General features: G+C 46.8%; 21 protein-coding genes and 1 riboswitch. Of the genes, 15 read left to right on the top strand and 6 right to left on the bottom strand.

Going from position 1 to position 19,014, the window contains the following annotated elements:
* Positions 1-68 precede the first annotated feature (68 nt).
* Positions 69-1,415 (top strand): glucose-6-phosphate isomerase, encoded by a 1,347-nt coding sequence (locus AB1K91_RS02460; protein WP_413087844.1) that lies wholly within the window; start codon positions 69-71, stop codon positions 1,413-1,415.
* A 41-nt stretch (positions 1,416-1,456) separates the two neighbouring features.
* Here the strand turns inward: AB1K91_RS02460 and AB1K91_RS02455 are convergent, their stop codons facing one another.
* Positions 1,457-2,458, bottom strand: coding sequence for a potassium channel family protein (locus AB1K91_RS02455; protein ID WP_413087842.1), 1,002 nt, complete (start codon positions 2,456-2,458; stop codon positions 1,457-1,459).
* A gap of 57 nt (positions 2,459-2,515) precedes the next feature.
* On the opposite strand from AB1K91_RS02455, the gene AB1K91_RS02450 reads away from it, so the two are divergent.
* Positions 2,516-3,313 (top strand): phosphotransferase family protein, encoded by a 798-nt coding sequence (locus tag AB1K91_RS02450; protein ID WP_413087840.1) that lies wholly within the window; start codon positions 2,516-2,518, stop codon positions 3,311-3,313.
* Between the two features lie 35 nt (positions 3,314-3,348).
* Here AB1K91_RS02450 and AB1K91_RS02445 read toward each other — a convergent pair whose 3' ends face one another.
* Positions 3,349-3,906 carry a thioredoxin family protein gene (locus AB1K91_RS02445; RefSeq protein WP_413087839.1) on the bottom strand — a complete coding sequence of 186 codons (558 nt, stop codon included), beginning with the start codon at positions 3,904-3,906 and terminating at the stop codon, positions 3,349-3,351.
* Positions 3,907-4,017: 111 nt separating this feature from the next.
* Between AB1K91_RS02445 and AB1K91_RS02440 the strand changes: the two genes are divergently transcribed.
* The 3 genes from AB1K91_RS02440 to AB1K91_RS02430 all read left to right on the top strand — a co-directional run bounded on the left by AB1K91_RS02440 (position 4,018) and on the right by AB1K91_RS02430 (position 6,035).
* A complete protein-coding gene (locus tag AB1K91_RS02440; protein ID WP_413087837.1) occupies positions 4,018-5,076 on the top strand; it encodes a M20/M25/M40 family metallo-hydrolase in 1,059 nt (352 codons plus the stop codon).
* A gap of 57 nt (positions 5,077-5,133) precedes the next feature.
* A riboswitch (FMN riboswitch) is annotated at positions 5,134-5,279 on the top strand.
* Positions 5,252-5,479 carry a hypothetical protein gene (locus tag AB1K91_RS02435; protein ID WP_413087836.1) on the top strand — a complete coding sequence of 76 codons (228 nt, stop codon included), beginning with the start codon at positions 5,252-5,254 and terminating at the stop codon, positions 5,477-5,479. Its footprint overlaps the riboswitch before it by 28 nt.
* On the top strand, positions 5,457-6,035 hold the full coding sequence (locus AB1K91_RS02430; RefSeq protein ID WP_413087834.1) for an ECF transporter S component: 579 nt from the start codon (positions 5,457-5,459) through the stop codon (positions 6,033-6,035). The genes AB1K91_RS02435 and AB1K91_RS02430 overlap by 23 nt, the downstream gene beginning before the upstream one ends.
* A gap of 190 nt (positions 6,036-6,225) precedes the next feature.
* On the opposite strand, the gene AB1K91_RS02425 is transcribed toward AB1K91_RS02430, so the two are convergent.
* From AB1K91_RS02425 to AB1K91_RS02415, 3 genes are all read right to left on the bottom strand, one after another.
* Positions 6,226-6,606 (bottom strand): TraR/DksA C4-type zinc finger protein, encoded by a 381-nt coding sequence (locus tag AB1K91_RS02425; protein ID WP_413087832.1) that lies wholly within the window; start codon positions 6,604-6,606, stop codon positions 6,226-6,228.
* 14 nt (positions 6,607-6,620) lie between these two features.
* On the bottom strand, positions 6,621-7,007 hold the full coding sequence (locus AB1K91_RS02420; RefSeq protein WP_413087831.1) for a PaaI family thioesterase: 387 nt from the start codon (positions 7,005-7,007) through the stop codon (positions 6,621-6,623).
* Between the two features lie 85 nt (positions 7,008-7,092).
* Positions 7,093-8,040 carry a 1,4-dihydroxy-2-naphthoate polyprenyltransferase gene (locus tag AB1K91_RS02415; protein WP_413087829.1) on the bottom strand — a complete coding sequence of 316 codons (948 nt, stop codon included), beginning with the start codon at positions 8,038-8,040 and terminating at the stop codon, positions 7,093-7,095.
* Positions 8,041-8,253: 213 nt separating this feature from the next.
* Between AB1K91_RS02415 and AB1K91_RS02410 the strand changes: the two genes are divergently transcribed.
* The 8 genes from AB1K91_RS02410 (at position 8,254) to AB1K91_RS02375 (ending at position 16,691) form a co-directional block, all read left to right on the top strand.
* Positions 8,254-9,609 carry an isochorismate synthase gene (locus AB1K91_RS02410; protein ID WP_413087828.1) on the top strand — a complete coding sequence of 452 codons (1,356 nt, stop codon included), beginning with the start codon at positions 8,254-8,256 and terminating at the stop codon, positions 9,607-9,609.
* Entirely contained in the window at positions 9,606-11,351 is a 1,746-nt protein-coding gene (menD, locus tag AB1K91_RS02405; protein WP_413087826.1) for a 2-succinyl-5-enolpyruvyl-6-hydroxy-3-cyclohexene-1-carboxylic-acid synthase, read from the top strand. The genes AB1K91_RS02410 and menD overlap by 4 nt, the downstream gene beginning before the upstream one ends.
* Positions 11,344-12,156, top strand: a complete 813-nt coding sequence (menH, locus tag AB1K91_RS02400; RefSeq protein WP_413087824.1) for a 2-succinyl-6-hydroxy-2,4-cyclohexadiene-1-carboxylate synthase — start codon at positions 11,344-11,346, stop codon at positions 12,154-12,156. Before menD ends, menH begins: the two co-directional genes overlap by 8 nt.
* Complete coding sequence (gene menB, locus AB1K91_RS02395) at positions 12,156-12,974, top strand: 1,4-dihydroxy-2-naphthoyl-CoA synthase (RefSeq protein ID WP_413087822.1); 819 nt, start codon at positions 12,156-12,158, stop codon at positions 12,972-12,974. The genes menH and menB overlap by 1 nt, the downstream gene beginning before the upstream one ends.
* 71 nt (positions 12,975-13,045) lie before the next feature.
* On the top strand, positions 13,046-14,521 hold the full coding sequence (locus tag AB1K91_RS02390) for an o-succinylbenzoate--CoA ligase (RefSeq protein WP_413087820.1): 1,476 nt from the start codon (positions 13,046-13,048) through the stop codon (positions 14,519-14,521).
* On the top strand, positions 14,518-15,618 hold the full coding sequence (menC, locus tag AB1K91_RS02385; protein ID WP_413087818.1) for an o-succinylbenzoate synthase: 1,101 nt from the start codon (positions 14,518-14,520) through the stop codon (positions 15,616-15,618). Before AB1K91_RS02390 ends, menC begins: the two co-directional genes overlap by 4 nt.
* A 23-nt stretch (positions 15,619-15,641) precedes the next feature.
* Complete coding sequence (locus tag AB1K91_RS02380) at positions 15,642-15,800, top strand: YqaE/Pmp3 family membrane protein (protein WP_413087816.1); 159 nt, start codon at positions 15,642-15,644, stop codon at positions 15,798-15,800.
* 144 nt (positions 15,801-15,944) lie between these two features.
* Complete coding sequence (locus AB1K91_RS02375; RefSeq protein WP_413087814.1) at positions 15,945-16,691, top strand: SurA N-terminal domain-containing protein; 747 nt, start codon at positions 15,945-15,947, stop codon at positions 16,689-16,691.
* Positions 16,692-16,728: 37 nt separating this feature from the next.
* On the opposite strand, the gene AB1K91_RS02370 is transcribed toward AB1K91_RS02375, so the two are convergent.
* Positions 16,729-17,550 (bottom strand): DUF6612 family protein, encoded by an 822-nt coding sequence (locus tag AB1K91_RS02370; protein ID WP_413087812.1) that lies wholly within the window; start codon positions 17,548-17,550, stop codon positions 16,729-16,731.
* Positions 17,551-17,952: 402 nt separating this feature from the next.
* Between AB1K91_RS02370 and AB1K91_RS02365 the strand changes: the two genes are divergently transcribed.
* Positions 17,953-18,468 (top strand): hypothetical protein, encoded by a 516-nt coding sequence (locus AB1K91_RS02365; RefSeq protein ID WP_413087810.1) that lies wholly within the window; start codon positions 17,953-17,955, stop codon positions 18,466-18,468.
* Between the two features lie 27 nt (positions 18,469-18,495).
* Positions 18,496-18,972 carry an RNA deprotection pyrophosphohydrolase gene (ytkD, locus tag AB1K91_RS02360; RefSeq protein ID WP_413088367.1) on the top strand — a complete coding sequence of 159 codons (477 nt, stop codon included), beginning with the start codon at positions 18,496-18,498 and terminating at the stop codon, positions 18,970-18,972.
* Positions 18,973-19,014: the final 42 nt, after the last annotated feature.

Here is a 19,014-nt window from a genome sequence, read left to right as displayed (position 1 = left end):
ACAATTCTTGCTTTACTTGTCCAGTTTCGGTAAAGTTGCAGTAGTAAGCAGTTTCAAGGAGGATGAATATGACACACATCGGATTCGATTATAAGAAAGCGATGCCATATATCGGGGAGCAGGAGCTGGATTACCTGGCGCCGCTCGTACAGGCTGCGCATGAACAACTACATAATAAAACGGGTGCCGGCAATGATTTTCTTGGCTGGCTTCAGTTACCGACAGATTATGATAAGGATGAATTTGCACGCATCAAAAAAGCTGCAGAAAAGATTCAATCCGACTCGGATGTCCTGCTCGTTGTGGGAATCGGCGGTTCTTATCTTGGCGCCCGTGCTGCAATCGAAGCATTGACGCACAGTTTTTTCAATGTACTTTCCAAAGAAGACCGCAAAGCACCTCAGGTATTCTTTGTCGGCAATAGCATCAGTGCTCCTTATCTGAATCAGCTGATGGATGCAATCAAAGGTAAGGACGTCAGTGTGAATGTCATTTCCAAAAGTGGTACGACGACTGAACCGGCCATTGCTTTCCGTTTGTTCAAAAAATATCTGGAAGAAAAGTACGGCATCGAAGAAGCACGCAAACGCATTTATGCGACGACGGATAAAGCCAGAGGAGCATTGAAAACACTTGCTTCCAAAGAAGGATACGAATCATTCGTCATTCCTGATGACGTGGGAGGGCGTTTCTCAGTCCTGACAGCAGTGGGATTACTGCCGATTGCAGCAGCTGGCGTCGATATCGACAGCATTATGGCTGGTGCACAAAAGGCGCAGGAGGAACTGACTGTATCCGATCTTAAGGAAAACCCGGCTTATCAATATGCTGCCATCCGGAACGTTCTATATAACAAGGGCAAAACAATAGAGCTGCTTGTGAACTATGAGCCGTCTTTGCAGTATTTCAGTGAGTGGTGGAAGCAATTGTTCGGGGAAAGCGAAGGAAAAGATCTAAAAGGATTGTTCCCGGCATCTGCCAACTTCTCCACAGATCTGCATTCCCTCGGTCAATACGTCCAGGAAGGACGTCGTGACTTGTTCGAGACAGTCGTGCATGTCAAACAACCTGAATCTGATGTAACGATCGAAGCGGAAGAGGAAGATCTTGATGGCCTGAACTATCTTGCAGGTCAGACAGTCGATCAAGTGAATCACAAAGCATTCCAGGGTACACTGCTTGCGCATACAGATGGAAATGTACCGAACTTGGTTGTGGAAGTTCCGGCGCTTGATCCATTCAGCTTCGGCTATCTCGTATATTTCTTCGAAAAAGCTTGTGCGATCAGCGGATACTTGCTTGGTGTGAATCCGTTTGATCAGCCGGGAGTGGAAGCATATAAGAAAAACATGTTCGCTCTTCTTGGCAAACCTGGCTACGAGGAAGAAAAAGCAGCCTTGGAAAAAAGACTATAAGCAGATAATCCCTTCAGTCCATAGCGGGCAGAAGGGATTTTTTATTCGATATGTTGCAAGATGATAATGCTATCTTCTATATGCATCGGCTCTTGGAAGTCCGGACTCATATCCATGTTTGCCTCACGCATATAGCCGATCGCTGTCTTGTCTTTGCGAGCGAAATAACGGTTTGCTTCAAAGTAACTTTTACCGACTAATTCACTCGGTAAAGGGATGATCCGGATTTCCTGTTCTTTAAGGAAATGCAGCAAGAGCTCCAGATGGCTCTTCTTCTCTTTGTGATACACCTCATGGAAAAACAACGTACTAACGAAATCATTCGTCCGGATCACGACATCCGCTCCCGCACGTCGGAGATTTTCTTTTTGATTATGAGTCAGCACTTCTGCCACAATATGAATTTTAGGATTGTTCCCGCGCAAAGCAATCGTTGTCAGGATTGTCAGATAATCAATTTGTTTTTCGTTCTTTCCTGCGTTTGCCGTAATAATAGCGGTGGTTGCTTGCTGGATGTTGGCTTTTTGAAGTGTCTTATCCTCTGAAGCATCTCCGCGGATGAAGTGTAATGGATGATCACGGTAGGGGAGCTGGGTCAATGTCTGATCGATCAAAACAACGGGCTGTTCCGGGTGTTTTTCGGTCAGCCGTTGCAGCAGTGTCCGTGCCCGCTCATTCCAGCCGACAATGATGATATGATTGGATCCTTTGAAATCGGTCAGCCCCTTGGAGAGATCTTGGGTGTACTTGACGGTCCCTGCCGCGATGGTAGCCAAATAAAAAGTGAACAAACCTGCACCTGAAAGGATAAGTATTATCGCAAGGATCTTGCCATGTAATGTTTCCGGGATGATATCACCGTAGCCGACAGTGGATGCTGTCACGAAAGCCCACCAAATTCCGTCAAAATAAGTGGGGAATTGCTTTGGTTCTATATAGTGCATACTGATTCCGAAAACCAGCATGACAAAAAGTACGGTTGAGAAGAGACGAATGAAAATAGGCAGCCGAAAATAGAAGCGTCGCAAAAATTGAGTGACCAACCTATCCCTCCTCTTTTTTGTTAGTATATGTATAATCACATGCTTTAAACGGAGGTGGTGGATCTGACTGCGTTAACATGGGTGGAAACATACATCAAGGAACCAATTAAAGAATTGGAAACCATTGATACGGGCTGGGATCATGAAGTGTATGTCGTGAATGGAAACTGGGTGCTGCGGATACCGAAGGAAGAAAGGCTTGTCAATCGCGCTGAACAGAAGCTTTTATCGGAATTGCAGCTCAAAGCTGATATCAGGCTGCCGGCATATCGTATTTGCAAAGCCACGAATGGTAATTTGGTAATGATTTATCGATATATTCCCGGTAGTCCGATACACAGGAATCTACCGGCGGAAGCACTGAAAGAAGCTGCGATTCAACTGGGTTCTTTTCTCACGACTCTTCATCATGTCGATGCGTCTCGGTATGAACTGCCGAAACGGGATAAGGGCTATTATGACCTGTTACTTGAAAAAGTAAGAAATTTTTATCCGGACATGCCTGCATCCATCATCCATCATACAGAGAGGTTGTTTTCGACGTTGCAGACCGAACGGATGGCTGTGGTACATGGAGACTTAAGAACAGCACATATTTTATGGGAGCAAGCGGCAGCTGAAATCGGCGTCATTGATTTCAGTGATGCACATATCGGCGACCCGGCTATTGATTTTGCAGGTATTTCTCAGGTGAGCAATGCTTTTATGGAGCAAGTACTTCTTCATTATGAAGGGGATAAAGAAGGCATTTCACTGCGGGCAGACCAATTATGCAAGTTGGGCTTGTATTATGATCTGCTGCAAAATGGAACGAGCAATGCATTATTGGAAGAGTTGGAGCGCAAGTTGCAATAGTCTAACAAAGCAAAAAACATCCATGTAGGATGTTTTTATGCTTCTTCAAGTCCTCTTTTCATACTTGCATATACCCGCTGCCAGAAATCATGGTTGTCTCGATAGGATTTTGTGATGAAGGTGAGCATCTGGTCACGTTTTTCTTCATATTCAGGGGCATCCTTATCGGGCAGGCTGCTGAACGATTCATCGATGTATACTTGCAATTCAGGAGCACGCGGACCCCACTTAGCGACTTCATCCCCATTTTGGTTGATGAAGATGATGATCGGAATGGAACGGCTCTTGCCATTCGTCAAGTATTGGTACATCAGTTCGAGATTTTCATCGCGGCGAAGGATGCGGACATCGATCGCGCCTGCCTGGGCGATATGATAAAAAATCGGCAGGTTCAGCATCGCATCCCCGCACCAGTCTTCTGTCAGCACGATGGCTCGAAGTCTTTGGGAACGGAGAGTGTTAAAGAACTCCGTATCGGCCGGAAGCTCGTAATGATCGTAAATATGCAATGTATTTTCTTTATGCGTCTGCATGGATTCCAAATAGGCATCGATATTGATTCCTTTGTCAAACCATTCATTCAATGTCGTCATATCTCTCATCCTTTCTGATGTTTAGTTTACCCGACCGTTCGGTTAAACTAAACAAATAAGCCTCTGTTTGTGCTACAGTGTTAGAAGACTTCATATAAAGGCGGAATAGATATGCAACTAGAGAATCAAAACTTTTTAATGGATCTGCTGCGGACAGCATCACCGTCCAGCTTTGAAATGGAAATACAGAAAAAGTGGATGAAGGAATACGCACCATTTGCCGATGAGATGCGCACCGATGCGTCAGGGAACGCTATTGCGGTCATCAATCCGGAGGCGAAATTCAAGGTCCTGCTTGCAGGGCATTGTGATGAGATCGCGATGGTGGTTACAGGAATCGATGAAAATGGATTCCTCCGCATCGATGAAATGGGACGATTCAATGCCAAGGCAGCGCTGGGTATGACCGTTCAAGTCTTGGGAAATGGCAAGACGATTCCTGGTGTTGTCGGCGTGAATGCGATGCATCTCGGCGGGGTGAAGGGAGATTTCGAACTGCCGGATTTGTATATTGATTGCGGTGCAAAGTCCAAGCAGGAAATCGAGCAATACGTGCAAGTGGGAGACTTGATCGTTTATCAGCGGCAGCCGTCTATATTGATGGATCGCTATTTGACTGGGCGGGGATTGGATAACCGCACTGGTTCTTTCATCGTCGGGGAACTCGTCCGCAGGCTGAAGGCAGAGAAGCTGAATGTAGGCGTATATGCAGCCAGTACCGTGAATGAAGAAACGAATATGGGCGGTGCATACTTCGCTGCGGCTGGTATCCAGCCTGACTTAGCGATTGCATGTGATGTAACGTTCGCAACCGACCACCCAGGTGTGAACCGTCGAAAAGCAGTCGACGTCAGCTTGGATGGAGGTCCTGTACTGGCCAAGGGAGCGCCGATCAACCGCAAGGCGAACCTTTTGCTGGAGCAAGCAGCAAAAGAGCTCGACATCCCGCTGCAATACGAATTGACGCCGCGCATCACCGGTACGGATGCAGATAAGATGCGCTATTCAGGAAAAGGTGTTTCGACTGCACTAGTATCCTTGCCGCTTCGCTACATGCATTCTCCGGTAGAAACAGTCAGTCTGCAGGTCATCCAGCAGGAAATCGACCTGCTGGTAAAATTCTTGACAAACCTGACAGGCGAAGAAAGCCTGAATCCATTGGACCTGTGAGCATAGGGGTTGCAAATGCATGAAAAGCAGGTATAATAAAATGACAAACTAAATCGATTCTATCTTCGGGGCAGGGTGCAATTCCCGACCGACGGTGACAGCAGCAAGCTGCTGAAGTCCGTGACCCGCAGGACGATTGTTCTGCGGCTGATCCGGTGTAAGTCCGGGACCGACAGTGAAAGTCTGGATGGGAGAAGATACGAAGCAGAAGATGGGTGCCACACGGATACCCTTGTTTCCTTACGAGGAACATCTTCTTGCTTATTTGCGTATATTCCAAGCCCCAGAGCGCTATGCTCCGGGGCTTTTTGACGTAAATGAGCTGCTTTCCCTTCATCAAGAGTTAGAATCGATAAACAAGATGAAGGAGGAGAACGATCATGCGTTCATCCAAATTGACTAAAACGATCACTTTTGCTTTACTGGGGGCAATCAGCATGGTGCTCATGCTGCTTAATTTCCCGCTTCCGATTCTTCCCTCTTACTTGAAGATAGACTTCAGTGAGATTCCGGTATTGATTGCAGCATTGCTGTTTTCACCGCTGGCAGGCGTAGCTGTCGAAGCAATCAAGAACTTATTGTATCTTATTTTCACAGGAGCCGGAGATCCGTTTGGAGTCGCAGCCAATTTCCTGGCAGGTATGCTTTTCGTCATGCCGGTTGCATACTTTTATCATAAATTCAAAGCAGGCAAAAAAACACTCATCTCCGGGTTGGTTACTGGTACAGTTGCCATGGCGGTCGGAATGAGTGTGCTGAATTATTTCATTGTCCTGCCGTTATATAGCATCTTCTTGGGCTCTCCTGTCATGAGTGACGATGCGAAATGGGTTGCAGTCACTGCTGGTATCCTTCCTTTCAACCTTGTGAAAGGTATTGTCATAGCAATTGTATTTGTACCGTTGTTTGCTAAATTGAAGCCTTGGTTCGCCAAGCGTAAACGAACAGCTGCAGCCTAAAAGCTCCCCCTCGGGAGCTTTTTTTAATGAAGTAAAACAGTCATTGCAAAGAACGACAGATCATGCTACAATAATCTAGCGATGAGCTGAATTGCATAAGTCGGTAAAGCACGTCTTTGACACGTGTGGATGTGGCCGCACGGCTTTACACGCCGCAATTAACAAAGGCACCCTGCGAGGGTGCCTTTTCTTATGCTCTTCTTTCTTCTATTTCTTCCTGTTCCTCAACGAGGAGGCGGGCAGTCGGCTCGGCTTCCAGCCGCTCCTCGGGGATAGGTTTGCCGGATTTCTCACTTAGTCCATAAGAGCCTTCTTCGATGCGATCAAGTGCATCCTCAATATCGCGCAAGCGTTCACGGGCAGATTCCTTAAGCGTTTGCGCTGTTTCACGATCATGCATTTCCGTACCGAGATCACCGGGGTGATTGACGATGGTGGACATTTCACCGATTGAGTCATTCGGAAATTCTTTTGCACTGTTATAGCTATCGTTCCCTTTGATTTGTTCTTCTGCTTCTTCTTTCATCGCAAGTAATTGTCTGCGGAAAGAATCCAATTTATCTTTATCCATTTCATCCATCTCCTTTATTGCTGTTTCGTTTTCACAGCCAGCGTACAGCGGGCGATAGAGAGCAGGTTATTGTTCTCATCCGAAATATTGATTTGCCATACCATCGTCGATTTCCCGATATGGATCGGCGAAGCGATAGCTGTCACGATTCCGGATCGGACACTGCGAATGTGGTTCGCATTGATTTCCAGACCAAACACAGCCTGGGTTGATGGATCTGCATGCAGATTGCCGCCGATGCTTGCTGCTGTTTCAGCCAACGCAACACTGGCACCGCCGTGCAAAAAACCCATTGGCTGCCGGTTATGCGGTCCTACCGTCATCTTCATCACAACTTGCTCCTTACTTGCTTCAACCACCTGCATTTGCAGCTGCTCCATTAATGTGTTTGAGAAGTCCATAAAATTTTACCCGCTTTCTGTATGTATTGTATTCCCGCACAAGCATGCATTAAACCTAAATAAAAAGCGGGCATGCTGCCCGCTTTTAGAATGAGAATGGTACGAACTGCTGGATCAATAAAGCGATCACTAGCAAAAGTCCATAAATCGTATTTGTTTGTCCTGTGGCCTTCATGGCAGGCATCATCTCAAGCGGTTTGGTCTTGCCGAGAAAGCCTCGGTATGCATCCCGAGCTTTCTTGATGCTCAAGAATGTAATCACAGCCCAAATTGGGAGCAATCCTACAGCGATTAATACCGCAGTGATCACATAGCTGATGATGAACCAGATACCAAGGAACGTAACGCCTTTTTTTCGGCCGAGTAAGATGGCGACAGTCCGTCTGCCATTAGCTTTATCTCCGTCATGGTCACGCAAATTATTGGCAAAGTTGATGCAGGCAATAAAGATGGTGACGGGGATACTGATCAATACGACATTGCCGGTAAGCGTATCCGTCTGGATATAATACGTAATACAGATGATGATGGCACCCATGAAAACGCCAGACGTCAATTCACCGAATGGTGTATACGAAATCGGATAAGGACCACCTGTATACAAATAACCGCAAAGCATACATGCCAGTCCGATCAATGCGATATACCAGCTAGACTCCATACAGATATAAACACCTAACAGCATGCTGATGAAATAGAATGTCAAAGCAAGTGCCAGAACAGTTTTCGGCTTGATTCCATCACGTACAATCGTTCCGCCGATTCCGACAGACTGTTCATTATCAAGACCGCGAACAAAGTCGTAATACTCATTGAACATGTTCGTCGCACACTGTATCAAGATACATGCAAGCAGCATGGCCCCAAAAAGCAGCCAGTTGATCTTGCCATCCAGCGCAGCGAGCATCGTTCCGATAAAGACGGGAACGAAAGAAGCAGTCAATGTATGGGGGCGCATAAGACGCCACCAGATTTGGAAGCCTTCGCGCTCATTAAGTGCTTGTCGCACATTATCGTTTCCGATAGATTGCATAATACTTTCTCTCCTTAAAAATGCAGGGCATTATATCATATTAATTTTAGGGAAACAAAGATAGCATGTCAATGTTATTTACTTACTTAAGATAAGTTAATAAGTGCTCCTCCTTGTTAATCGGCGAAAAAGGGAATAGAATAGGGAAGGACATCCAAAAATGAACGTAAACGTACTTTAATTGTCCTTGCAGTAATGTGGAGGTCGGAAAACATGATTCAACAATATAAGACAGATTTCGAGTCTTTTCTTCGTGAAGCTGCCGAGAATCGACAGCAGAAAATACTGGTCAGCTGGACTGAGAAAGTCGGAGCGATAGATCCTCTCCGATTCTTTGCCAATGGTGCTTCTTTGGAAGGGCATCGTAATTTCTGGTACAGCCAAAAGGATGACTTTTGCTTGGTTGGTGCCGGACCAACAGTGATGGATATGCGTAAAGCCGATGAATGGGAGCATGCTATAGAAAGTGCAGTTGTTCACAATCTTTCGGCAGAAGCAGGAACGGGCCCAGTCGCTTTCAGTGGAATGAACTTTCAAAAAGAGCGGGAACGCTACCTGTGGCAAGAGTTCCCGGACACACAATATCGCATACCTGCTTTTACTTTGACCAAAACGAAGGCAGATTATTATCTAACGATCAATCAGTTAGTCGATGGCTCAAATATCGAGAGCCAAATAACAGCCGTCCTTGGACAGCTGGAACAGTTATTCGCTGAAGATACTATTCCAGCTGTCCGCAAAGAGCTCATCAGCAAGGAGGAGCTTGAATCAGAAGCTTGGAAGCGGTTAGTAAAAGAAGCAACGGACACAATAAAATCGACTGAACTGGATAAAGTCGTGCTGGCACGTGGGATGAAATTGGAATTCAAAGCGAAAATCCACGTGTCAAATGTGCTTGGTAATTTACTGGATACACAAAAGGACAGTTTCATTTTCGCAGTGGAAAATGGCTCAGCTTGCTTCCTCGGAGCTACGCCTGAACGTCTTGTACGTGTACAGTCCGGCATATTGCATACAAGCTGTGTTGCAGGCACTGCACCACGAGGCAGAAATGAGGCCGAAGATCAATCGATTGGAGAGGCGTTGCTGCACGATAGTAAGAACCGCGAAGAACATCAATACGTCGTGAAGATGATTTCTGGTGTGATACGTAAATATGCCAAGGACCTGCGCTTGCCTGGCGGGCCGCAGTTATTGAAGCTCCGTCAGCTCCAGCATTTGCACACGCCTGTTTCCGCTAAGCTCCTCCCAGGGGCATCGTTACAGCAAATCGTCCAGGAACTGCATCCCACACCTGCTTTAGGAGGTCTTCCTAAGCAGGAAGCACTGGATTTCATCGAAGTAAAAGAACCGCTAGAGCGTGGCTGGTACGGTGCGCCGGTAGGCTGGATGGACAGCTATCGTAATGGAGATACTGCCGTTGCCATACGATCCGGCTTGCTGAATGAGAAACAGGCTGTTTTATTTGCAGGCTGCGGTGTCGTGAAGGATTCGGATCCGGATATGGAATTCGAGGAGACGGCGATTAAATTCCGTCCGATGCTGGAAGCTTTGGAGGTGTCAAAATGAGCCATATTGAAACATTGTCCAAATATGTAGGGCACTTCGTGGACGCCCTTTGGCGCAGTGGTGTGGAGCAGGTCGTCATTTCACCGGGATCTCGTTCCACTCCGCTTGCCCTTTTGATGACGGAGCATCCGCATATGAAGCATTGGGTGAATTTGGATGAGCGTTCCGCTGCGTTTTACGCGCTTGGTCTGGCGAAGGAAAGTCAAAAGCCAGTGGCGCTCGTCTGTACATCTGGAACTGCAGCAGCCAACTACATGCCTGCGGTCGTTGAGGCGTTTTATAGTCGTATTCCTTTGATTTTATTGACGGCTGATCGCCCGCATGAATTACGTGATGTAGGTGCACCACAGGCAATCAATCAGATTCAAATGTACGGCGGCTTCGTCAAATGGTTCCATGAGATGATGCTGCCGGAAGCGAATCCGTCAGCACTTCGATATGTACAGCAGCAAGCGGGCAGAGCGATGCAGCAGGCGTTGGAAGGAAATCCAGGACCGGTGCATCTCAATTTTCCGTTCCGCGAGCCGCTTACGCCTGATTTTACCATTGAAAACATATGGTCCTCAGGAGAATCCGCTGCTAAGCCGCCGTTGTATGGCACAACTCGATTGCATGAAAACGATATACAGCGTCTTGTCGAAATACTCGAGACTGGTAAGAGGGGCTTGATTGTCGTCGGTCCCCAGGATGATGCGGAGCTTGCCCATGCTGTTGTCGGATTGGCGGAGAATTGGCAGCTCCCGGTACTGGCCGATCCATTATCGCAATTGAGAAGCGGAGCCCATACAAAGGACGTTATCATCGAAACATATGATACAATCTTAAAATCGGCTTCTGTGCGTGCGAAACTGCAGCCGGATTTCATTATCCGCTTTGGAGCAATGCCTGTATCCAAGCCGTATTTATTCCTTATGAAAGAGTATGCAGGCAGCAACCATATTGTTGTAGAAAAACACGCCGGATATCGTGAGCCTGTGGGCATGAACACACAATTTGTTTACAGCGACCCTGTCAAGCTCTGTGAGGCGCTATCAGAATCTTCACCTGCCAGGATGGATACATGGCTGCCTGAATGGCAGCAAATGAACCAAATTGCTCGGCAGGTTCTGACTGCTGATACAGAAAATATGGAGCTTACAGAGGGAATCGCAGTTCAAGACATCCTCAGGAATACTCCTGATGAAAGTAATGTGTTCGTTGGCAATAGCATGCCGATCCGTGATTTGGATAGCTTTTTCTTCACCACGGACAAACACATCCAGCCATGGTGCAACCGTGGAACGAATGGGATCGATGGAGTCGTTTCTACCGCATTGGGTGTTGCCGCCAGCGGTAAGCGCACCACGCTAGTGATTGGGGATCTTTCTTTCTATCACGATATGAATGGGCTGATGGCAGGTCGGAATTACGGGCTTGATTTGACCATTGTCGTCATCAATAACAATGGCGGGGGCATCTTCAGCTTCTTGCCGCAGGCGCAGGAAGCTGCTCATTTCGAGACGCTTTTCGGTACACCGACCAACTTGGACTTCACGCACGTGGCAGGTCTTTATCAGCTGCCATATACACTGGCAGCTGATCGGTCAGCTTTTGCCGAAGCCTTGCAGGAAAGCTATAATAAAAAAGGCATGCATATCATCGAAGTGCGTACCGAACGGGAGTCCAATGTCAGCTGGCACCGTGAAAAATGGCAGGAAGCTGAAAAAGAGCTTTTACATTACCTGGAGAACAGTCATGCCTGATTTTCACTACATGGAATATGGTAGGGGACATGATGAGACACTCTTGTTGTTTCACGGCTTTACTGGTACCCATCAGACATGGCTGCCATTCCTGGATGCATGGGCTGAAAAACATCATGTGATAGCATTGGATATGCCTGGCCATGGCCAGTCGGACATTCAAGAAAACCTGACGATGGACCGTTTCACAGATGAGATTGCTGCTTTCCTTGATAAGCTAGGTATTCAAAGGGTGAAGCTTCTCGGATATTCCATGGGAGGCAGGGCAGCACTTACCTTTGCCTGCCGTTATCCAGGCAAAGTGAGCGAACTGCTTTTGGAAAGTGCATCACCTGGATTGCTGACAGCCGAAGAGAGGCTGGCCAGACAGCGGCAAGATGAGCGTTTGGCCAGCCGGCTGGAAGAGGAAGGACTGGAACAGTTTGTGGATTTTTGGGAAAATATCCCGCTGTTCGAAACACAAAAAAGCCTGCCTGAGCCGCTCCGAATGGCAATCAGGCTAGAGCGGCTTTCCCAGCAAGCAAGCGGTTTGGCTAAGTCACTCCGCACCATGGGGACAGGCAGGCAGGATTCCAATTGGGACAAACTATCCCGGTTGGAAATACAGGTGACGCTTGTCACCGGAGCATTGGATCATAAATTCGTCGGCATCAATCAGGAGATGGAAAGACAGCTTCCTGCTGCCGATTTTCATATCGTGGCAGCGGCCGGTCATTGTGTCCATGTTGAACAACCGCGAATTTTTGATAAAATAGTAAGAAGATACTTGCTTCATGTCGAAGCGGATATATTGGAGGAATCATAATGGCAATTACATGGGAAGCTACCCGTACGTATGAAGATATTTTATACGAAGAATACAATCAAATCGCAAAGATTTCAATCAACCGTCCACACGTGCGCAACGCGTTCCGTCCACAGACGGTAAATGAACTGATCGATGCGTTTACATACGCTCGTGACGACTCTAACATCGGCGTCATCGTACTTGCAGGTGTCGGCGACAAAGCATTCTGCTCCGGCGGCGATCAGAAAGTCCGCGGTCATGGCGGCTATGTCGGGGATGACCAAATCCCTCGTTTAAATGTACTTGATTTGCAGCGTTTGATCCGTGTCATTCCGAAACCAGTAGTGGCGGAAGTTTCCGGTTACGCAATCGGCGGCGGTCACGTGCTTCATGTCGTCTGTGACTTGACGATTGCTGCAGATAACGCGATCTTCGGCCAAACCGGTCCTCGTGTCGGAAGCTTTGATGCTGGATACGGTGCTGGTCTTCTTGCACGCAACATCGGTCAGAAGAAAGCTCGTGAAATCTGGTTCCTATGCCGTCAATATAATGCACAGGAAGCATTGGATATGGGCTTGGTCAACACAGTCGTGCCATTGGATCAGCTGGAAGCAGAAACAGTTAAGTGGTGTGAAGAGATGCTTTCGATGTCTCCTACAGCATTACGCTTCTTGAAAGCTTCCTTAAACGCAGATACTGATGGACTTGCTGGTCTGCAGCAAATGGGCGGAGACGCTACATTGCTTTACTATACAACGGATGAAGCGAAGGAAGGCCGTGACGCATTCAAGGAAAAACGCTCACCTGACTTCAAAAAATTCCCGCGTTTCCCTTAATAAACAATGACTGGAACCTTTGCAGCAAATTGCAAAGGTTCTTCTTTATGATAGAAAGGAATGGATGAAACATGTCGGAAATCATCCCGCATTGGCTGCAGAAGCAGGCATCAGTCAGTCCGGAGCGGCTGGCTTTGGAAACACCGGAAGGAACAAAAATGACTTTCCGAAAGCTGCATGAGGCAGTCGATGACAGTGCCCGCAGACTCGCTTCATTAGGTGTGCGGCATGGTTCGCGCGTTGCTGTACTATCCCATAATAGTGTAGAGATGGTGGTGCTTGTCCACGCACTCAGCTATATCGGTGCAACATTGATCTTGCTCAATACAAGACTGACAGTGGCTGAATGGTCCTTTCAACTGCAAGACAGCGAAGCGGAACTACTGCTTGCTGCTGCAAAATATGAACAACAGGCCGAGGCCACTGAAGTTACTCTCCAGACGATTGAGATGCTGCATGAACAGCCGGCTCAGGAGTATACATGCTGCACAGAGCTTCGTCTTGACGATGTATTCAGCATCATCTATACCTCCGGGACGACAGGAAATCCAAAAGGTGTCGAGCATACATATGGCAACCATTGGTGGAGTGCCATCGGTTCGGCCTTGAATCTTGGGCTTTCCCAGGAAGACAAATGGCTGTCTCCGCTGCCGATGTTCCATGTTGGCGGTTTATCGACTATTTTCAAAAGTGCCATCTACGGGATGCCGCTGTATGTGACACAGGGCTTCGATGAAGAAATCGTCCAGACAGCAATCACAAAGCATGGTGTCACAATTGTATCGGTTGTCACTGTCATGCTTCAGCGTCTTTTGCGCCTGCAAAAGAAAGACGGTATTACCTATCCGGATACTTTTCGCTGCATGCTGTTAGGGGGAGGGCCGGCGCCGCTCCATTTGCTGGAAGAGGCAAAAACAAGTGCCATTCCTGTGTTCCAGTCCTATGGCATGACTGAAACCGCGTCTCAAATCGTGACATTGAGTCCTGAAGACAGTATCCGTAAGCTGGGCTCGGCTGGAAAAGCGCTCGTTCCGGCTCAGCTGCGCATCATGACCTCATCAGGATTGGCCAAGCATGATGAAGCAGGAGAAATCCAAGTGAAGGGCCCGATGATCACGAAAGGATACTATCGCAACCCGGAAGCAACCGGTGCAGCTTTCAAGGAAGGGTGGCTTGCGACAGGAGACATCGGTTATACGGATAGAGAGGGCTATTTGTACGTGCTTGATCGCAGGAAAGACCTCATCATCTCGGGTGGTGAGAATATCTATCCTGCCGAAGTGGAAGGCGTTTTGGCCAGCCATCCTGCTATCAATGAGGCCGCTGTCATCGGACAAACTGACACACAGTGGGGGGCTGTGCCTGTTGCATTCCTTGTAAAGGATAAAGATGTCAGCATCGACGAATTACAGGCATACTGCCAGGAGAGGTTAGCGCGCTATAAAATCCCGAAATATTGGCACTGGGTCGACGGACTTCCGCGAAATGCGAGCAATAAGCTGATGCGCTTTAAGCTGCAGCAGAAGCTCGAAGAGGACGGTGCATGATGGAGTTAAGAGGCTATCGCTTGTTCCGTTATACCCTGCCGCTCAAACAGCCTTTCACGACACATGCTGGCGTCCTGCATGAAAGGGAAGGAATCATCGTCGAGCTACAAGATATTGACGGACGGCTGGGATATGGCGAAGGAGTCGCTTTTGCCGAACCGTTCTATACGAGTGAAACAGTTGCATCGAGCTGGATACTGCTTCAGCAATCGCTGCTGCCGCTCTTGTTTGCCGGAAACGTGAATCACCCGACAGATGTTCCGAAACTGCTTGCTGGCATCGTCGGTAATCAAATGGCCAAAGCTGCTGTGGAAGGAGCCGTTTGGGATTTATATGCCAAGCAGCAGAATAGAAGTCTTGCTTCCTGTATAGGCGGTACAAGGACAAAAGCAAAGGCAGGTGCTGTCATCAGTCTATCCGACGATCTCGAGCAGACGATCGAGATGATTCGCAGCCAAGGCTTTGAGCGTGCCAAGCTGAAAGTATCAAAATATAACGAACGACAGGCAATTGAGCGGGTTAAATTAATTGATCCGGAGCTTCCGCTGATGATTGATGGGAACGGCATATACAGGGACCGGGATCTGCCTCTGCTTGCTGATCTGGACAGCTTGAATCTGCAGATGATTGAACAGCCATTTCCCTCAGGGGATATTGTCCTTCATCAACGGCTGCAAGATCAGATGCTGACCCCTGTTTGCCTTGATGAAACGGTGGAAAGCTGGCAGGATGCCTGGCAGGCCCTTGAGCTGGGAGCATGCCGGACCATCAATATCAAGATTGGAAGGGTTGGCGGTCTGACTGCTGCAATCCGTATCCACGACTTGTGTCAGCAAGCCGGATTGCCTGTTTGGTGCGGAGGTATGGTGGAAACAGGCATTTCGAAGGCGCATAATCTGGCGTTAGCCTCTTTGCAGGGCTTTTCGCTACCTGGTGATTTGTCTGGTTCTGACAGGTACTTTGAGAGGGATTTGCTGCAAGAGCCGCTGCGGGTGGAGAAAGGGAGCATCCAAATTCCAGCTAAGCCGGGTATCGGGGTAGAAGTGGATATGGACTACCTGCTGCATGTATCCAAAGAGGTAAAGGAAGGGAAATAGGTGCCAAAAGGAGTCAAAGGGTAATGCAACGAAGAGGAGGAATGCTGTTGGAGATTTTACTGCTATCAGTTGCCATATCATTCACCGGCAAACCATTCGAGGCATTACTGAATCTGGTTTTGACACTACTGTTTTTCGTTCCAGGTACCGTACATACTGCCCTGGTCGTGAAAGATCATTGAGATCAAAAGCAATTTGCTTAAGAAAGGCGCCCTGTCCGGAGCGTCTTTGTCTTACTTTTCTACTAGAATGACATGGTATACTTGTGTTGGCTGTTAATAGATGTTACATTCGTAACCATACACGAAGAGAGGGGTTTCTATTTTATGAAACGTTTGATGACCCTATGCTTAATGCTGGTACTGGCTATAGTATTGGCTGCATGTGGGAATGATGAGGATTCTTCATCTGATTCTTCCAGTGCTGAACAAAAAGCGCAGAAGCAAGCAGAAGAAATGCAGAAGAAGATGGAGGAACAGCAAGTGGATCCGGACGAAACAGTCGCGACTGTCAATGGTACCGAGATTAAAGGTGAGGAATATAATTCACTCCTATCCACTGCACAGCAACAATCACAGGCAAACGGCGAGGATCCGACAACAGATGATGGTGCAAAAGAATTAAAGGATCAAGTATTAAAAAGTCTTGTAGGAAATAAACTGCTTTTCCAAGAAGCGGAGAATAAGGACTACGAGGTTTCCGATAAAGAAGTGGATGAGGAAATGCAATCTGCCAAAGACCAATTTGAAAATGAAGACAAATTCAAGGAAGCTTTGGAAGCTGCCGGTACAACGGAAGATGAGTACAAGCAGCGGCTGAAAGAAGGCCTGCTTGTAAATAAATATGTCGATAACGAGCTGTCACCGAAAGAAGTGACCGAAGACGATATGAAGACATATTACGAAGAGATGCAAAAACAGGCAAAAGAAAGCAATCAAGAAGACAGTCTGCCAAAATATGATGACATCAAGGATCAGCTGAAAACGATGATGGAACAACAGAATCTGCAGACAGTCATGCTTGAAAGAGTGGATGAATTAGAGAAAGACGCCGATGTGAAATATAATATCTAAAAAAAGGCACCAGGGATATCCTGGTGCCTCTTTCTGTTTAATAAGTCAAAGCTGCTTGGTCAGAGATATCAACTGCACTTTCAGCCTCTGCCGGAATTTCAATGCTTTCTGTTGCATTAAAGTTGTCGTAATTCATATCCACCACTGCGTTGACAGTTGCTTCGTCACCCGCATCTTCCATATTCATGACCATATCCAATTTGATATTCTTCGGATAATTGGTCTTTTTATCGATGGAGATGGTGTAGTTGAACTTATCGAAAGTGAAGTTACCCAAGCTCTCGATGCTTTCGCCTGCTGCACCCATCTGCTCTTCCATGAAGCTCATCATTTTATCTTCGGCTACTACAACATCCAGTACATATTCTGTGTCTGTTTCTGATACTTTGATGTTATCAGCCAAATCCTTCACTTGCTGGATCTGCTCATCCAAAGGCTCAGCAACTTGATCGGTTTCAAGAGAAGCGCCAATCTCCGATTCAGCATCCATTTTCAGCCACATAGCAGAAGCTGGCTCATACATATAAATCATATTGTCTTTGATATACATATCGAACTGTTCCCCCATGGATTCCATGCTGAGCTTAGAAGACAATGGATCCATCACGATCGTTCCGTTCGCCGTCGTTGTCATGGACTGATCCATACCAGTTGCTTTCACATCCATATCCATTGACATATCCATATCATAGCTATTCAGATCTTCATTGGCTTTGGATGTGCTTTGCAGGATTTCTTCAGGTGTAGGACCTTTCTTCTCTTTGCTTTCTGCATCTGTAGAAGCGCTGTCTGTACCGCATCCAGTCAGAAATAGTGCCAGTGCCAATACGAACCAGCCAAGATGTTTTACCGCTTTCATCTAATCCCTCCAAAGATAATTTGCTCTGTAAAGTAACGGACTCAATCACTTTATTTCTGCGTAAGTATGTCTTATTACAAATCATTCCTGAAAATTAGTCCGCCTTGGAAAGCTTACCAAAGTTTAACGAGTTTTACAGCGTTTTGTTTCACATTTTTTTACAAAAATCAACAATTGAGGAGAAATCCCCACAAATTTTTCATTGCTTAAGATGAAATAGATAAAGAATGCCTAGAGGCAGATGCGTAAACTTTACTATGAACTTCAAATATATGGTTTTTGATTCGGAGGAGTTCTTCGCTCGATGCAGAAGCTAGTAGTTAGCTTTCATGACCAATCCTGTGTTTCAAAAAAGGAAAGATGAGGAATAGCTATACTATGACAACATAAGGAGGACTGATTATGCTTAAACCAACATGGAAAAAAGCAATAGGTGTCATCATCATGCTCCTAGTCCCATTCGCATTCGCGCTATCATACCAATCAGACAATATAACTGCAGTAACAGCCGAAAAAAGCCAGTTTCCCGCAAAGCAGGAATTGGATAATGCACAAATAGAACAGCTTACTTCTTCCTTCATGGACAAAGTCACCCAGGAGACAGATGAAAATTACAAAGTCTTGAACTACAATTCCAAAGAAGAATTATTGAAGAGTTTTGACGAAGTAGCCACAAGGGACGTAAGCGAATCGATCGTCGACTTCTATTTCTCGGAAGAAGCGGATGGCTTGTATATCTTGCCGACTGAAACACCTGCATGGTTCGACCCGGATAATTCATACAAAGTGGAAACAGACTCCGATAAGTATGTTACAATTACACAAAGCAATACCGATGATTTGCACGGTAACTATACAATCGAGATCAAATTCTTGTATGACGGAGGCTGGAAGATCGCAGCAGTCAAATACTTGTAGGTTTGATGTGAAGAAGGCAGTGGGATGATGATTACGTTCAGGGATTACTATAACAATGAAGTGAAGATGTCTTTCGCTGATCATCCATTTTCTGATCAGCCTAAACATGTGTGGGTGATTTGCCGATACGGAAGCAAGTGGCTGCTCACACGCCATAAAGATCGGGGATTGGAGTTCCCAGGCGGCAAGGTAGAAAAAGGCGAAACGGCAGAGCATGCCGCCATGCGGGAAGTGATGGAGGAGACTGGTGGCGTTGTCCAGCAGTTGAGATATGTCGGTCAATATTTTGTAGCCGGCAAAGCGGGGCATATTGTGAAAAATGTCTATTACGCCATTATCTCGGAACTGAAGAAGAAATCCAATTACTTGGAGACGTATGGACCAGTGATGGTGGAAAAGTTTCCTTCCCACCTGGCACAGCATGCAGAATACAGCTTCATGATGAAAGATAAAGTGCTACCCAGTGCACTGCACCACATAGATCAACTCGAAAAAACGATGTAAAGAACTGCCCCGAAAGACAGCTGTCTCTCGGGGCAGTTCTCT

Source organism: Terribacillus jepli, from assembly GCF_047228925.1.
In the GTDB taxonomy this organism is placed as follows: Bacteria; Bacillota; Bacilli; order Bacillales; family Amphibacillaceae; genus Terribacillus.
The sequence above is the reverse complement of the archived record's forward strand: the minus strand, read 5'-3'. Positions and strand labels throughout refer to the sequence as shown.

Bases quoted from the DNA above. Each gene is read 5' to 3' on its own strand.
- AB1K91_RS02460 (WP_413087844.1), top strand. From the start codon at position 69: ATGACACACATCGGATTCGATTATAAGAAAGCGATGCCATATATCGGG.
- AB1K91_RS02445 (WP_413087839.1), bottom strand. From the start codon at position 3,906: ATGACGACATTGAATGAATGGTTTGACAAAGGAATCAATATCGATGCC.
- AB1K91_RS02440 (WP_413087837.1), top strand. From the start codon at position 4,018: ATGCAACTAGAGAATCAAAACTTTTTAATGGATCTGCTGCGGACAGCA.
- AB1K91_RS02430 (WP_413087834.1), top strand. From the start codon at position 5,457: ATGCGTTCATCCAAATTGACTAAAACGATCACTTTTGCTTTACTGGGG.
- AB1K91_RS02425 (WP_413087832.1), bottom strand. From the start codon at position 6,606: ATGGATAAAGATAAATTGGATTCTTTCCGCAGACAATTACTTGCGATG.
- AB1K91_RS02420 (WP_413087831.1), bottom strand. From the start codon at position 7,007: ATGGACTTCTCAAACACATTAATGGAGCAGCTGCAAATGCAGGTGGTT.
- AB1K91_RS02415 (WP_413087829.1), bottom strand. From the start codon at position 8,040: ATGCAATCTATCGGAAACGATAATGTGCGACAAGCACTTAATGAGCGC.
- AB1K91_RS02410 (WP_413087828.1), top strand. From the start codon at position 8,254: ATGATTCAACAATATAAGACAGATTTCGAGTCTTTTCTTCGTGAAGCT.
- menD (WP_413087826.1), top strand. From the start codon at position 9,606: ATGAGCCATATTGAAACATTGTCCAAATATGTAGGGCACTTCGTGGAC.
- menH (WP_413087824.1), top strand. From the start codon at position 11,344: ATGCCTGATTTTCACTACATGGAATATGGTAGGGGACATGATGAGACA.
- menB (WP_413087822.1), top strand. From the start codon at position 12,156: ATGGCAATTACATGGGAAGCTACCCGTACGTATGAAGATATTTTATAC.
- AB1K91_RS02390 (WP_413087820.1), top strand. From the start codon at position 13,046: ATGTCGGAAATCATCCCGCATTGGCTGCAGAAGCAGGCATCAGTCAGT.
- menC (WP_413087818.1), top strand. From the start codon at position 14,518: ATGATGGAGTTAAGAGGCTATCGCTTGTTCCGTTATACCCTGCCGCTC.
- AB1K91_RS02380 (WP_413087816.1), top strand. From the start codon at position 15,642: ATGCAACGAAGAGGAGGAATGCTGTTGGAGATTTTACTGCTATCAGTT.
- AB1K91_RS02375 (WP_413087814.1), top strand. From the start codon at position 15,945: ATGAAACGTTTGATGACCCTATGCTTAATGCTGGTACTGGCTATAGTA.
- AB1K91_RS02370 (WP_413087812.1), bottom strand. From the start codon at position 17,550: ATGAAAGCGGTAAAACATCTTGGCTGGTTCGTATTGGCACTGGCACTA.
- AB1K91_RS02365 (WP_413087810.1), top strand. From the start codon at position 17,953: ATGCTTAAACCAACATGGAAAAAAGCAATAGGTGTCATCATCATGCTC.
- ytkD (WP_413088367.1), top strand. From the start codon at position 18,496: ATGATTACGTTCAGGGATTACTATAACAATGAAGTGAAGATGTCTTTC.